The sequence below is a fragment of the Streptomyces sp. PsTaAH-137 genome (assembly GCF_003259365.1).
Taxonomy (GTDB): Bacteria; Actinomycetota; Actinomycetes; order Streptomycetales; family Streptomycetaceae; genus Streptomyces.
In genome coordinates, this window is record NZ_QLLY01000001.1 from 753354 (window position 1) to 766983 (window position 13630).

At 71.2% G+C, this 13630-nt stretch carries 12 protein-coding genes; 4 read left to right on the plus strand and 8 right to left on the minus strand.

All coding sequences use genetic code 11. The annotated features are described in order from the left end of the window. Positions 1-115 precede the first annotated feature (115 nt). Together K377_RS41535 and K377_RS03280 are read left to right on the plus strand one after the other, a co-directional pair. Complete coding sequence (locus K377_RS41535) at positions 116-271, plus strand: putative leader peptide (protein ID WP_181512463.1); 156 nt, start codon at positions 116-118, stop codon at positions 269-271. A 78-nt stretch (positions 272-349) separates the two neighbouring features. Beyond that, a complete protein-coding gene (locus tag K377_RS03280) occupies positions 350-1198 on the plus strand; it encodes a glutathione S-transferase C-terminal domain-containing protein (RefSeq protein ID WP_111661526.1) in 849 nt (282 codons plus the stop codon). 45 nt (positions 1199-1243) lie between these two features. Here the strand turns inward: K377_RS03280 and K377_RS03285 are convergent, their stop codons facing one another. The 4 genes from K377_RS03285 to K377_RS03300 are packed head-to-tail and all read right to left on the minus strand — an operon-like array spanning position 1244 to position 7542. After that, the gene (locus K377_RS03285; protein ID WP_111661527.1) at positions 1244-4306 is read right to left on the minus strand and encodes a glycoside hydrolase family 38 C-terminal domain-containing protein; all 3063 of its coding nucleotides are present in this window, start codon (positions 4304-4306) and stop codon (positions 1244-1246) included. A 43-nt stretch (positions 4307-4349) separates the two neighbouring features. Beyond that, the gene (locus K377_RS03290; RefSeq protein ID WP_111661528.1) at positions 4350-5258 is read right to left on the minus strand and encodes a carbohydrate ABC transporter permease; all 909 of its coding nucleotides are present in this window, start codon (positions 5256-5258) and stop codon (positions 4350-4352) included. Beyond that, complete coding sequence (locus tag K377_RS03295; RefSeq protein WP_111661529.1) at positions 5258-6169, minus strand: carbohydrate ABC transporter permease; 912 nt, start codon at positions 6167-6169, stop codon at positions 5258-5260. Before K377_RS03295 ends, K377_RS03290 begins: the two co-directional genes overlap by 1 nt. Further along, entirely contained in the window at positions 6169-7542 is a 1374-nt protein-coding gene (locus K377_RS03300; protein ID WP_111661530.1) for an extracellular solute-binding protein, read from the minus strand. Before K377_RS03300 ends, K377_RS03295 begins: the two co-directional genes overlap by 1 nt. Positions 7543-7766: 224 nt before the next feature. Between K377_RS03300 and K377_RS03305 the strand changes: the two genes are divergently transcribed. Then, positions 7767-9008, plus strand: coding sequence for an ROK family transcriptional regulator (locus K377_RS03305; protein WP_111661531.1), 1242 nt, complete (start codon positions 7767-7769; stop codon positions 9006-9008). Positions 9009-9018: 10 nt separating this feature from the next. Here K377_RS03305 and K377_RS03310 read toward each other — a convergent pair whose 3' ends face one another. Beyond that, a complete protein-coding gene (locus tag K377_RS03310) occupies positions 9019-9879 on the minus strand; it encodes a LysR family transcriptional regulator (protein WP_111661532.1) in 861 nt (286 codons plus the stop codon). A 120-nt stretch (positions 9880-9999) separates the two neighbouring features. Here K377_RS03310 and K377_RS03315 point away from each other — a divergent pair, with 120 nt between their 5' ends. Beyond that, entirely contained in the window at positions 10000-10362 is a 363-nt protein-coding gene (locus K377_RS03315; RefSeq protein ID WP_111661533.1) for a DoxX family protein, read from the plus strand. 24 nt (positions 10363-10386) lie between these two features. Here K377_RS03315 and K377_RS03320 read toward each other — a convergent pair whose 3' ends face one another. From K377_RS03320 to K377_RS03330, 3 genes are all read right to left on the minus strand, one after another. Next, positions 10387-11682, minus strand: coding sequence for an MFS transporter (locus K377_RS03320; RefSeq protein ID WP_111661534.1), 1296 nt, complete (start codon positions 11680-11682; stop codon positions 10387-10389). Between the two features lie 242 nt (positions 11683-11924). Beyond that, positions 11925-12752, minus strand: coding sequence for a siderophore-interacting protein (locus tag K377_RS03325; protein ID WP_111661535.1), 828 nt, complete (start codon positions 12750-12752; stop codon positions 11925-11927). A gap of 70 nt (positions 12753-12822) precedes the next feature. Continuing rightward, entirely contained in the window at positions 12823-13605 is a 783-nt protein-coding gene (locus tag K377_RS03330) for an IclR family transcriptional regulator (RefSeq protein ID WP_111661536.1), read from the minus strand. Positions 13606-13630 lie beyond the last annotated feature (25 nt).

The window sequence follows — 13630 nt, forward strand, 5'->3', positions numbered from 1 at the left end:
CCGGACCCCTTCTCACGTGGTGAGACGGCGGGACCGGTCGGCCCCCGGCCCCTTGACGCGGCTCGATCACGGGCAGAGACTCCCTACGGGAATCCTAGTGAATTGGTAGGGAAGCATGGGGCGAGCGCCGAAGGACCTCGGCGGTGACGCGTTGCGCGTCGCCGTCCGGCAGCTCCCCCTGCTCACGTCCCGCCGTCACATCGACCTCGCGCGCGTCAGCAGTGCGGCGATGCCGCCGCACCCCGGACGACCCGCCCCCGCGCACGCCTGACCCGCACGGACACATCGCCGTGCACCGGCCGCGCCGTCGCCGTCGTATGCCTGTGACCCAGCACTCTGAGGGAGACGCATGCCCGCCTCATCGTCCTCGACCGCCGCGCCGACCTTCCGCAGCAGGATCGGCTGCGACGCGCGCAGCGGCTACTACGCCGTTCCGCGCCGCTACCGGCTCCACCTCTCGCTGTCCTGTCCCGACTGTCTGCGGATCGCCGTCACCCACAGCCTCCTCGCCCTCGACGACACCCTTCCGGTGACCCTGCTGTCCGCCGTGCCGGACGGACCCGAGGGCGGCCACCTCGCGCTGCGCCCGCTCTACGCGGCCGGCGCGCACCAGCACCGCGGGCCGACACCGGCGCCGGTGCTCAGCGACGGTTGGACCGGCACGATCGTCAGCACGCACACCCCGGACATCCTGCGGGACCTCGCCCGCCGCTTCGGCGACCAGGGCCCCGACCTCGACCCGCGGGACGCCGAAGAGGCGATCGAGGCCATCGGCAGACTCTGCGAGCAGGACATCACCGCGGCCGCCCAGCGCGCGGGCGAGCCCGGCACCGACCCGGTGGCCCGTGCCACCGCCCTGACCACGCTCTTCGACGCGCTGGACCACCTGGAGGCGCGGCTCGGCGACCGCGACCGGCTGATCGGCGACGACATCACCCTCGCCGACGTCCAGGTGTGGGTCACCCTGGTCCAGCTGGACACGGTGCACCGCCACCACCTGGACGCCGCCGCCGTGCACCGCATCACCGACCACCCGCGACTGTGGGCGTACGCCCGGCGCCTGACGGCCCGTCCGGCGTTCGGACGCCACCTCGACCTGGACGGGATCGCCCGCAGACACCACGCCCACTGCCGGGGCGAGGAGGCCGCCGGAGCGGCCGTGCAGATCGTGGACTGGGCGGCCCACGCACGGCCGTAGGTGCGCGGGCCGCCCCGGAGCCCGGGGCAGCCCCTCCCTCGCGGGTCAGCTCCGCTCGGGAACCAGCCGCACCGTCAGGATCTGGAACGGACGCAGCCGAAGCCGGACCCCTTCCTCCGTCACCGAGCAGCTCGGCTCGTCGGCCGCGCGGGGCCGCTCCAGAAGGTCGGTCGCGGTCGCCGACGCGATCCGGAAGCCGGGCGTGAGCAGGGCCGTGGCACGGCCGCCGTGGCCCTCGTACAGGCGGACCACCACGTCGCCCGAGCGGTCGTCGGCCAGTTTGACCGTCTCGACCACGACCGCCGGACTGCCGACGGACACCAGCGGCTTCACCTCGGCGGAGCCCGGCACCGTGCGCTCGGGCAGGTTGAGGTGATAGCCCTCGCGGATCGCGTCCTCGACGCCCGCGCCGATCACCAGGGCGTAGCGCAGCCGATGCGTGCCCTGATCGGTGTCCGGGTCGGGGAACCGGGGCGCGCGGGCCAGGGAGAGCCGGACCGTGGTGGTCGTCCCGCCGTCCTCGCGCACGTCACGCGTCACGTCGTGCCCGTACGTCGAGTCGTTGACCAGCGCCGCGCCCCAGTCACGCTCCCCGACGTGCAGGAAGCGGTGCGCGCACACCTCGAACTTCGCCGCGTCCCAGCTGGTGTTGGTGTGCGTGGGCCGCTCCACGTGCCCGAACGGCACCTGCGCCGTCGAGTGCGACGCCCGTACGTCCAGCGGGAACGCCGCCTTCAGCATCTTCTCCGTCTCGTGCCAGTCCAGGACCGTGTCGACGTCGAGGCGGCGGGCCCCCGGCGCGAGGGACAGCGTCTGCTCGACACGGGAGGCGCCGAAGGCACGTACGACCTTCAGCGCGCCGTCCACGACGGTCACCGACTCCGCGTCCGTCAGATCGGTGACGGTGTTGCGGTAGAAGGCGTCGACGTCCCAGGCGTCCCACTGGTTGGGGAAGTCCTGGTGGAGCTGGAGCAGGTTCGCGACCCGGCCCGGCGGCAGCGCCTCGCGGTCCGCGTCGATGTCGTACGCCGACGTGACCAGGCCCCGCTCGTCGACGGCGATCCGCACGAGCCCGTTGTCGAGGACGTGGCCCGCGCCGTCGGCCACGGGGGTGACCGTGGCCGGCTCGCGCCGGGTGCGCACCGCGCCGCCCAGGGCCGCCGCGCCACCACGGGCGTGCGGCGCCGCGTTGAAGACGACCTCGGAGCCGTCCGCACCGGCCGGACCGGCCAGCGCCGCCTGGGCGACGCCGATCAACTCGCCTAGTTCGGCGGCGATCTGACGGTACGTCTCCTCGGCCTCCCGGTGCACCCAGGCGATCGACGTCCCCGGCAGGATGTCGTGGAACTGGTGCAGCAGAACCGTCTTCCACAGCCGGTCCAACGCCTCGTACGGATACTCCGCGCCCGTGCGCAGCGCGGCCGTCGCCGCCCACAACTCCGCCTCGCGCAGCAGGTGTTCACTGCGCCGGTTGCCCTGCTTCGTCGCGATCTGGCTGGTGAGCGTGCCGCGGTGGAACTCCAGATACAGCTCGCCGACCCACACCGGCGCGTCCGGATACTCCTCCAGCGCCCTCGCGAAGAAGTCGCCCGGCTTCTCGATCGAGACCCTGGCCGACCCCTCCAGATCGGCCAGCCGCTCGGCGCGCGCGAGCATCTCGCGGGTCGGGCCGCCACCGCCGTCGCCGTAACCGAACGGAGCCAGCGACCGGTTCGCGCCGCCCTTGTCCTGGAAGTTGCGGACGCTGTGCGCGACCTCCGCGCCCGACAGATCGCTGTTGTACGTGTCGACCGGCGGGAAGTGGCTGAAGATCCGGGTGCCGTCGATGCCCTCCCACCAGAACGTGTGGTGCGGGAACTTGTTCGTGGTGTTCCACGAGATCTTCTGCGTCAGGAACCAGCGCACCCCCGCCAGTTTCATCAGCTGTGGCATCGCCGCGTTGTAGCCGAACGTGTCCGGCAGCCACATGTCCTCGGTCTCGACCCCGAACTCCTCCAGGTAGAACCGCTTGCCGTGGATGAACTGCCGGGCAAGCGCCTCCCCGCCGGTGATGTTGGTGTCCGGCTCCACCCACAGGCTGCCGGTCGGCACGAACTGCCCGGTCTTCGCCTTCTCCTGGGCCCGCTCGTACACCTCGGGCCGGTGCTCCTTGAGCCAGGCCAGCTGCTGCGCCTGGGACATCACGAAGCGGAACTCGGGCCGCTCGTCCATCAGTTGGGTGACGTTGGAGACCGTACGGGCCACCTTGCGCACCGTCTCGCGCAGCGGCCACAGCCAGGCCGTGTCGATGTGGGCGTGGCCGATCGCGGAGACACGGTGCTCACCGGCACCGGCGGGCGCGGCCAGGGCGGGGGCGAGGATCTCGCGGGCGGCGGGCGCGGTGCCCCCGATGTCCTGGAGGTCCACCGCGTCGAGCGCGTTCGACAGCGCCCGCAGGATCTGCCAGCGGCGCGGCGACTGCTCGGGCAGCTCGCGCATGAGCTGGTCGAGCACCTCCATGTCGTGGACCAGCTCGTAGACCTCCGCGTCGAACACGGCGAGGTCGAGCCGGCGCAGCCGGTACAGCGGTTCGCCGCCCGGCGCGCCCGGCTCGTCCAGCCACGGCGCGCGGCCGCCCAGCGGAGTGATCGCGAAGGTGTGGTTGTCGGGGCCGGAGTGCATGACGAGCGGATTCGCCGCGGCCTCGACGAAACAGGTGAACTCCTCGCCCCCTGCCGCCTGTTCGGTGACGGGCAGCCAGGTGTTTCGCGGGTTGAGCGCCTTCACCGCGGTGCCGTCGGGCCGGTACGCCAGACCCTCGGCGGAGAAGCCCGGCTCGGAGGGGTCGAAGCCGAGGTCGACGACGGCCTCGATCCGGCGGCCCGCCCACTCCTCGGGGACACGCCCGCTGAGCCGGAACCAACTGGTGGTCCACGCCGGACCCCAGTGCGCGCCCGCCGCGGTGGGCCGGTAGTCGGCGGCCAGGCCATCGGCCACCGGAACGGGCTCGCCCGGCACCTGCCAGACGCCGACCTCCAGGGGAACGGACACGGCGTGGACGGCGGGCCGGATGCGTTCGTCGAGTACGCGCCGCAGGCGCCGTTCGACGATGTCACGGTCGGAATGCACAGAACACCTTTCGAAGGTCGTACGGGAACGGGCGGGGGCTGGTTCAGCCCTTCAGCGCGCCGCCGAGCGCGAACCCGCCGCCCAGCTTGCGCGTCAGCAGGAGGTACAGCATCACGACGGGCAGCGTGTAGACGAGGGAGAACGCGGCCAACTGGCCGTACTGCGTCTCGTCGTGGGCGCTGAGGAAGGTGAACACGCTCACCGACGCCGGCAGTTTCTCCGGCGACAGCAGCAGCACGAACGGGACGAAGAAGTTGCCCCACATGCTGATGAAGGTGAAGACGGTGACGACGGTGACCCCCGGCCACATCAGCGGCAGCACCACCCGCGTCAGCGACTGCATGGCGTTCGCGCCGTCGATCCGGGCCGCCTCCTCCAGGACGACGGGCACACCGTCCATGAAGTTCTTCATCAGCCAGATCCCGATCGGCAGCGCGGAGGCCGCCAGGAACAGCGTGGTCGCGAGCATCGAGTCGATCAGTTCGACCTGGACGAACATGCTGTACACGGGGATCATCACCGCGGTGATCGGCAGCCCGGTGGTGAACAGGACCGTGTACAGGAACGGGCGGCGCAGCCGGGAGCGGTAGCGCGAGAGCGGATAGGCCGCCAGGATCGAGACGACCACGCACAGCAGCGTCGCGCCGCCGCACAGCAGCAGGCCGTTGAGCAGCGGCCGGAACGTGGTCTCGGTGTTGAGGATCGCGTGGAAGTTGTCCAGTGTCGGCGGCGAGGGCAGGCTCAGCTCGAAGCCGGCCGTGGAGCTGACGGACGCGAACAGCATCCACACCAGCGGCAGCACGAACAGCAGGCTGATCAGCAGCAGGACCAGATTGACCGCGATACGCGCGGGCCGGACCCGGCGGCGCGCGGTCCGTACGGCGGGCACGGTCCCGGCGGCGCCGCCGGAACGGCCCGCCCGGGCCGCCGGCCGCAGATCGGTGGTGGCCATCAGTCCTCCTCCACCTTGAGCAGCTTGAGGTACACGACGGAGAACAGGGCACCCACGACCAGCAGGACGAGCGCGATCGCCGTGCCGTAGCCGATGAGACTGTTCTGGAACGCCTGCTGGTACATGAAGACCGGCAGCGTCTGGCTCTTGTTGCCCGGCCCGCCGCGCGTCATGGCGTAGATCAGGCCGAAGACGGAGAGCGTCTGCAAGGTGATCAGCATCAGATTCGTCATGATCGAGCGGCGGATGACCGGCAGCGTCACGTGCCACAGCCGGTGCCACACACCCGCGCCGTCCATCTCGGCGGCCTCCACCAGTTCGCGCGGCACCTCGTTGAGGGCGGCCGAGTAGACCATCATCGAGAACGCGGTGCCGCGCCACACGTTGGCCAGGCACACCGCGAGGATCGGCAGCGTGTACAGCCAGTTCTGCCGCGGAAGACCCAGCAGTCCGAGTACGTCGTTCAGCGAGCCCTGCTGGTAGAAGAACGCGTACATCAGATAGCCGGCGACGACCTCGGGCAGCACCCAGGCGGCGATCACCACGCCGTTGACGAGCGAGCGCACCGGCCGGGTCGCCTTCTCGGCCATGACCGCGAGGCTCAGCCCGAGCGTGTTCTGGCCCACGACGGCGGAGCCCACCACGAACACCAGCGTCAGCCAGAGGGAGTTGAGGAAGTCGGGGGCGTCGAACGCCCGCGTGAAGTTGTCCAGGCCCACGAAGTGCGTCTCGGCGGCACCGGTCAACTGCGCGTCGGTGAAGGCGTCGTAGACGCAGTACAGGATCGGCCCGGCCAGGAACACGGCCAGCAGGACGAGCGACGGCAGCAGCGGCAGACCGCGCAGCAGCGACTGGCCCGCCGCGCGGCCGCCGGACGCGCGTCCCGCGGGGGAGACGGCAGCGGCCTTCATCAGGAACCCTGCGCGGTGCTGTCGGAGCCGACCGCCGTGGCCAGATCCTGGTCATAGGTCCTGGCCGCGTCGGCCACCGAACTCTGGCCCGTGGTCACGGACTCCATGGCCTTGGTGATGGCGTTGGAGACCTGCGGGTACTTCGGCAGCGCCGGACGGAAGTGGGTGTACTTGACCAGACCCGTGAAGAACTTGTTGGTCGGCGTGGCACCGAGGTACTTCGGGTCGGCGGCCACGTCCGTGCGGACGGCCGTCGTCGACTCGATGATGTTCCACCGGGTGGAGTTGGCCCGGTTCTTGAGCGTCTTGATGAACTGCCAGGCCAGATCGGGGTTCTTGGCCTTCGCCGGGATGGACCAGGCCCAGCCGCCCGACATGCTGACCTTGCCGGGCGCCTGACCGTTCTGCGTCGGCATGGCCGCCGAGGCCATCGTCTTGCTCCACTCCGGCCACGGATGCGGGCCGGTCTCCAGCCAGTTGTTCGCCATCCACGAGCCGTCGATGTTGAGCGCGATCTTGTTCTCCGGCATCAGCTTCGTGCCGACCTCGGTGCCCGCGTTGGCCCCGAGCGCCGTGGACCTGGACAGGCCCAGGTTCTCGCCGTAGACCGTGTGGACGAACTCCAGCGCGTCCTTGAACCCCTGCGAACCCGTGATCCACTTCTTGGTCTTGGCGTTGTACAGTGAGTCGCCCGCGCCCTCGGTCCCGTACAGCAGCATCTCGAAGCCCTGCATGACGGACTGCTCACCGCCGGCCTGACCCGTGTACAGGTTCATCGGCGTCACGCCCGGCAGCTTCTTCTTCACGGTCCGGGCGACGTCGAGGATGTCCTCCCACGTCTTCGGCTGCCAAGGCGTCCTGATCCCGGCCTTCTTGAGCAGCTTCTGGTTGTACCAGATGCCCCGGGTGTCGGTGTCGTCCGGAACGGCGTACGTCTTGCCGTCGGTGGGGGAGGAGGCGGCCTCCTTGGCGGCCGTGGCGAACTTGTCCCAGTCGGCCCACTTCGCCACGTACGCGTCGATCGGCTTCAGATAGCCGCTGGCTATGTCGGAGTTGATCAGCGCGGTGTCCTCGTAGACCAGGTCGGGAGCGGTCGAGGGCGAGCGCATCATCAGCTGGATCTTCGTGTAGTAGTCGTTCTCCGACGCCGTGACCGGCACGATCTCGATCTTCTTGCCCGGGTGCGCCTTCTCGAAGGACGACTTCATCGAGGTCAGGAACTTCTGTTGCTTCTTGTCGTTCTGGTCCAGGTGCTGCCAGTAGACGACCTTGATCGAATTGCCGCCGCCTGCGGCTCCCGAACCGCCGCAGCCCGCGGCGGACAACGTTGTCGCGACGGTGATCGCGAGGGCGGCGAGAAGTTTCTTGCGCAAGGAAATCCTCCGGGATGTGCGGCTCGTACGCCTGGCGAGGGCGCGCGACTGCGAGTGGTACGAGGGCGTAACTGCGGGAGATACGGGGCGTACTGGAGGGCGACGCGACAGGTGCTGGTGGGGTGCGTGGTGCGTCTGGCGCCTTACCTAAATCCAATGGATGGACTAAGTCAACGCCTGCTGCATAATCTCGGTGATCTCCGTGCCCGAGAGAGGAGCGTCCCATGGTGCGAAGCGGCACCAACCTGCCCCGGGTCGGCGGCTACAACCAGGCCGTCGTCCTGGACGCCATCCGCACCCGGGGACCCGTGAGCCGCGTCGAGTTGGGGCCGCTCACGGGGCTCACCAATCAGACGGTGTCCAACGTCGTACGGCGACTGCTCGACGAGGGCCTCATCGCCGAGTCGGGGCACGCCCCCTCCAGCGGCGGCAAACGCCGCACCTTACTGACGCCGCGCGCCGACGGCGCGTACGCGCTCGGGGTGCACCTCGATCCGGACGCCGCCGTGATCGCGCTCGTCGACCTCTCCGGATCGGTGCTGCTCAGCCGCCGGTTCGCGCTGCCGCGCCCGAGCGTCCCCGAGGAGGTCGTCGACAAGGTGGCGCGCGCCGCGCTGAGGCTGCCCGAGCGCGCCGGGATCGACCGCGCCCGGCTGCTCGGCCTCGGCATCGCGACGCCCGGACCCATCGACGGCGAGACCGGCACGGTGGTGGAGCCGCCGAACTTCGACGGCTGGAGACGGGTGCCGCTGCTCGACATGTTCGCCGGGGCGACCGGCATGGCCGTCGCGATGGACAACGACGCGACGGCCGCGGCGATCGGCGAGCGCTGGATCGGCGGCAAGGACCGCGCGGACGGCTTCCTGTTCGTCTACATGGGCGCGGGCGTCGGCGCCGGCATCATGCTCAACAACCAGGTGCTGCGCGGCGATTCGGGCAACGCGGGAGAGATCGGCCACGTGCAGATCGAGGGCGGCGGCCGCCCCTGCGACTGCGGGAGCACCGGCTGCCTCGGCCCGAACTGCAACCCGGCCGCCCTGGTCGACGACCTGTTCGTCCGGCACGGCGCGGAAGCCGCCCGCCGCATCGGCCTCACCGGCGAGCCCGACGCCGTACGCGCCGACTGGAAGCTGCTGCGGCGCGCGGTGCGCGCCGGGGACCCGGCGGCCTGCGAGGTGGTCCGGCTCGCGGGCCGCCGGATGGGACAGGCGGTGCGCGGAGCCGTCGCCCTGCTCGACGTGAGCCGGGTCGTCCTCGGCGGCGAGGCCCTCGCCGGTGTGGAGACGGTGCTCGGCGAGGAGATCGATGCCGCCGTCAACTCCACTTCCGTGACAAGGGTGTTGGGCCGTGTCACGGTCGAACCCAGCCTGATCGGGGAGGCGGCCGGGGCGGTGGGCGCCGCGTCCCTCGTCCTGCACGGACGGTACGCGCCGGGGTGGCGGATGCTGACGGAGGTGTCGGGGTAGGGCCGGGCGCTCAGCCGTGGGCGCCGGTGTAGGCGGCGAGTGCCACCGCGACGAACGAGCGGATCAGCGGACCCGTGTCGTCCGCCCGCCACGCCACCACCGCGCGGCTCGGCTCCATGTCGACCAGCGGCACCACGGCGAGCCCTGCTCCCGGTGCGTGGTCGAGGAGCGTCATCCCGACCGTGCCGTTCCACAGCACGGCCTGCCGGCACTCCTGGACCGCGCGCACCACGGGCCCCTCGCGAGGGGTTCCACCGTTCCAGTACGACTGCCAGAGCGGATCGGTGCCCTCGGGGAAGGTGAACCAGTCGCGGTCGGCGAGGTCCGCCAGGCGCAGAGCGGTCCGGTCGGCCAGCGGGTCGTCGGCACGCAGCAGCGCCCCGACCGGGTCGGCGCGCAATGCCCGGACGGCCAGTCCGGTTTCGTCGAACGGGGCGCGGGTGAGGGCGACATCGACGAGACCGGCGTGCAGTCCGCAGGTGGGGTCGGCCAGCCCGGTCTCGCGGATCCGGACGTCCACGGCCGGGTGCCGTCGCCGGTAGTCGTCGGCCAGCCGGCGTACGTCGGGGTCGGCGCTGTCGCCGAGCAGCCCGACGGTCAGGGTCGCGCCACCGGTCGCCGCCGCCACGCGGTCGCGGGCCTGGTCGGCCCGGTCGAGCAGGGCGCGCGCCTCATGGAGCAGGACCGTCCCGGCCGGGGTGAGGGAGACTCCGGAGGGCGAGCGGTCGAACAGGACGGCGCCGAGATCCGTCTCCAGCCGTCGGATCGCCCGGCTCAGCGGCGGCTGGCTCATGTGCAGCCGCGCGGCGGCCCGCCCGAAGTGGCACTCCTCGGCGACCGCCACGAAGTAGCGCAGCGTCCGTAGCTCCATGCTGCGACGATACCCATCGGGTATCGGCGATGCGGAACGGGTCTTGGACAGAACGGCCCGCCCGGCCGTGGAATCGGGACAGGCGGTGCAGCACCGCCGCCGCGTCTCGAAAGGACCGCCGTGCACCTCGCGTACTGGATCGTCGCCGGCCTGCTGGCCCTCTTCTACCTCTACGGGGGCGGGGTGAAGCTGGTCCGGAGCCGAGATCGGTTGCGGCCGATGATGGCCTGGGTGGACAGCATGCCGATGACGGCCGTCAGGGGCATCGGCCTGATCGAGGTCCTCGGCGCACTCGGCCTCCTTCTCCCACCGCTGACCGGCATCGCCCCCTGGCTGGCCCTCGCCGCGGCTGTCGGCTTCGTCTTCCTGCAACTGGCGGCGACCTGGGTGCACCTGCGGATGGGGGACCGCAGGATCGCGCTCAATCTCGGGCTCATCGTCATCGCGGGGGTCACTGTGTGGCTGGCGACGAGCCGGCTCTGAGCAGGAGGAAGAGGGGCCGGGCCGTCACCCGGCGGGGTCCAGCACTTGCCGGCGCGCCCGGTCCATCGTCCGCCATTCCGGTCGCAGGCCCGCCAGGTTGGTGGTGAGGAAGTACGCGACCCCGCACACGAGCAGCACCGGCGCGAGCCCGGCCGCGGTGACCGCAGCCCCGGCGAGCAGACCGCCGAGCGGGATTCCGGCCCAGGCCAGCGAGTCACCGAGCGCGTTGACCCGGCCGAGCATGGGCCGCGGGACCCGCTCGAAGAGCACGGCGCCCAGCACCGGGTTGATGAACCCGGCCCCGAACCCGGTGACGGCGAACACCGCAAGCACCACCCCCAAAGGGGCGTCGAGCGCGAGGACCAGGAAGCGCGGCGCTCCGGCCAGCAGGAAGCCGGTGAAGAACACGGCCCGGCGCGGCAGCCGGTGCGCGGCCGCGGCGGCGATGAGGCTCCCGGCCACGGCGGCCGCCCCCATCGCGGTACCCACCAGGCCGATCGCCGCCGGGCCGTGGCCGGAGGCGTCGGCCCAGACGGGGATGAGCACCGTGGACATCGCCGCGTCCAGCAGGTTGGTGATCCCCACCGTGACGACGACGGCGAGCAGCAGCGGCTCGCGGCGAAGGAACGTGAAGCCCTCGCCGAACCGCCGCCAGTAGCCCGGCGCCGGCGCGTCCGCGGAGGCCGGAACGTCCTCGGCCGCACGCCCCATTCCGTGCGGCAGGGCAAGACCGATCAGCACCGAACCGAGCGCGAAGCAGCCCGCGTTGACGACGAGCCCCGTCAGCGGGCCGAGCAGCATCACCAGGGCGCCGCCCGTCGCGGGGCCCACGGTGGACGCGAGCCGTTCGATCACTCCCGACAGGCCGGTGGCCCGCTCCAGCGGCACCCCGCCCCGCTCGGCCGCCTCCGGGACCATGACCTCCTTGGCCAGATCGCCCGGACCACGGGCCGCGCCGATCACCGCGACCAGCGCCAGCAGCAGGGGGAAGGACAGCAGATCCAGAGTGTGGAAGAGCGGGACGGCCGCGGCGGCGGCAGCGCTGACCAGATCCGTGGTCCAGGACACGGTGCGCGGCCCGACCCGGTCCACCAGCGGCCCTGTGAACGCCTTGACCAGCACGTACGGCGTCATCTCGACGAAGGCCACCAGCCCGGTCCGGGTGGCGCTCCCGGTCGTGACGAGCACGAACCAGGGCAGCGCCACTGCCGAGATCCGCGTCCCGGTCAGCGACACGGCCATGGCCGCCAGCACGCCGCTCAGCGGCCGTAAGGACCGCTCGCCGGGTATGCGCCCGGACTTCCCGACGCCCTCCGTCATGCTGCCCGCGCCGCGGACGCGTCGGATTCGGGGAGGAGGCAGGTGGAGAGGTCGACCCGACCGGCGGTCTCGCGCTGTCGCAGGCGGTGGCAGTGCCCTTCGGCGTGAGGCATGGGGCCCACGGTAGATCGTGAACGGTTCCGCGCACAGGCTTCTGTACGCAGAACCGTTCGCTCGACGGGTTCTACCGTGACGGACTCATCGGTGACTGCCCCAACGGCGAGTGGCGGGAACCGCCCGCCTCATCCCGCTTTCTGCAGCCGCGCCGCGCTGTGCTTCCAGAAGCCGGAGAACGTGATCCGGTCCTTCGGGAGACCCGCCCGGTGCAGATGGCGGCGGCCCTCCGTGGCGAGCGTCGACTCGCCGACGACGAAGGCGTATCCCGTGTCGGACACCTTCTCGTGGCGCCGCAGCTCCTCCAGAGCGGCCGCACCGGGTACGGCGCCGGCGTCGTCGCGGACCACCCAGGTCACCTGGATGCCGTCCGGCGCGTGGAGTTCGCGCCGGTCGCCGTGGGCGGGGATCTCCTGGATGACACGGCCGACGGTGCCGCGGGGGAGGGAGCGCAGGACGCCGCCCATGGCGGGCAGGCCGCTCTCGTCGGCGACCACCAGCACCTCGGAGGCGTCGTCGGGGCAGTCGAACAGCAGGCCCTGGTCGAGCAGGGCCATCGGGTCGCCCGGGGTGGTGGCGCAGGCCCAGATCGCGGCCGCGCCCTCGGCCTCACCGGTCGGACCGCAGTGCACCACGAAGTCGATGTCCAGCTCCGCCGACTCCGGACGGAAGCCCGCCACGGTGTAGTTGGCGCAGTGCGGGCGCACCTGCTCGGGGAGGGCGAGATACGGCTCCCACCATTTGGCGCCCGACAGGTGAGGCAGCTCGAAGCTGTCCTGGTGCGGCAGTTTGAAGAAGAGCCGGAACCAGTGGTCGTAGCCGCGCCACGGGAACGTGGCGAAGGCGTCACCGGTCACCGTCACACGCTGGATCGACGGGGAGAAACGCACACTGCGCACCACTTCACCGCGGAAGAGGCCGGGGTGCTTCGGGACAAGCCTGGGGTTCTTCGACACGCGGTTAGCTTAGCCTAAGCTAACCGCGTGTCACCGGGTCGTCCGGAGCCAATTGCCGCCCATCCGTCGGTCAGTGCAGATAGCCCAGGCTCGTCGAGACCTGGTCGGCCTGCTCGATGACGAGGCTGCCCAGTTCGTCCGCCCGGTGGGTGAGATCCATGGCGGACAGCGAGCCCGACACCGAGAGCGCGGCGACGATGTCGCCCGACCGGTCGCGTACCGGAACCGCGAGACAGGCCCGCCCCAGGGCCAGTTCCTCGACCTCCGTGGCGTAGCCGAGGCGGCGCACCTCGTCGAGCGAGGCGACCAGCGCGTCCAGATCGGTGAAGGTGTGCTTCGTGTACGCCGGATACGTGCGTCCCAGCAGCGCCGCGACCTCGTCGTCCTTCATCCCGCTGAGCAGGGCCTTGCCCATCGCCGTGGCGTGCAAGGGAGCGAGCCGGCCGATCAGGGTGAACGAACGCGGCGCGCGGGGCCCCTCGAAGTGGCACAGGTAGAACATCTGGTCGCCCTGCCGCTCCGAGACATTGGCCCCGAGTCCCGTCTCGTGCGCCAGGTTCTGCGCGATCTGGCGGGAGGCCCGGTGGACGGGCGACTGGTTGAGGGCGACACCGGCCAGACCGACCAGGCGGGGGCCGAGCCGGTGCAGCCCGGTGCGCTCGTCGCGCGCCAGGTAGCCGAGCGATTCCAGCGCCCCCACCAGCCGGGAGACCGTGGACTGGCCGAGCCCGGTCAGGTCGACCAGTTCCGCGATCCGGCGCTCGGGCTGCTCGTCGGTGAAGTAGGTGAGCAGGGAGAGGGCCCGCTCCACGGTCTGCGTCCCGGGGCCAGCGCTACGAGATGAGGCATCCATATAGTGCATCCTATATCCGACGACG

Coding starts and splice junctions, on each gene's coding strand:
- K377_RS03320 (WP_111661534.1), bottom strand. CDS start 11,682: ATGACGGAGGGCGTCGGGAAGTCCGGGCGCATACCCGGCGAGCGGTCC.
- K377_RS41535 (WP_181512463.1), top strand. CDS start 116: ATGGGGCGAGCGCCGAAGGACCTCGGCGGTGACGCGTTGCGCGTCGCC.
- K377_RS03310 (WP_111661532.1), bottom strand. CDS start 9,879: ATGGAGCTACGGACGCTGCGCTACTTCGTGGCGGTCGCCGAGGAGTGC.
- K377_RS03290 (WP_111661528.1), bottom strand. CDS start 5,258: ATGGCCACCACCGATCTGCGGCCGGCGGCCCGGGCGGGCCGTTCCGGC.
- K377_RS03330 (WP_111661536.1), bottom strand. CDS start 13,605: ATGGATGCCTCATCTCGTAGCGCTGGCCCCGGGACGCAGACCGTGGAG.
- K377_RS03280 (WP_111661526.1), top strand. CDS start 350: ATGCCCGCCTCATCGTCCTCGACCGCCGCGCCGACCTTCCGCAGCAGG.
- K377_RS03295 (WP_111661529.1), bottom strand. CDS start 6,169: ATGAAGGCCGCTGCCGTCTCCCCCGCGGGACGCGCGTCCGGCGGCCGC.
- K377_RS03305 (WP_111661531.1), top strand. CDS start 7,767: ATGGTGCGAAGCGGCACCAACCTGCCCCGGGTCGGCGGCTACAACCAG.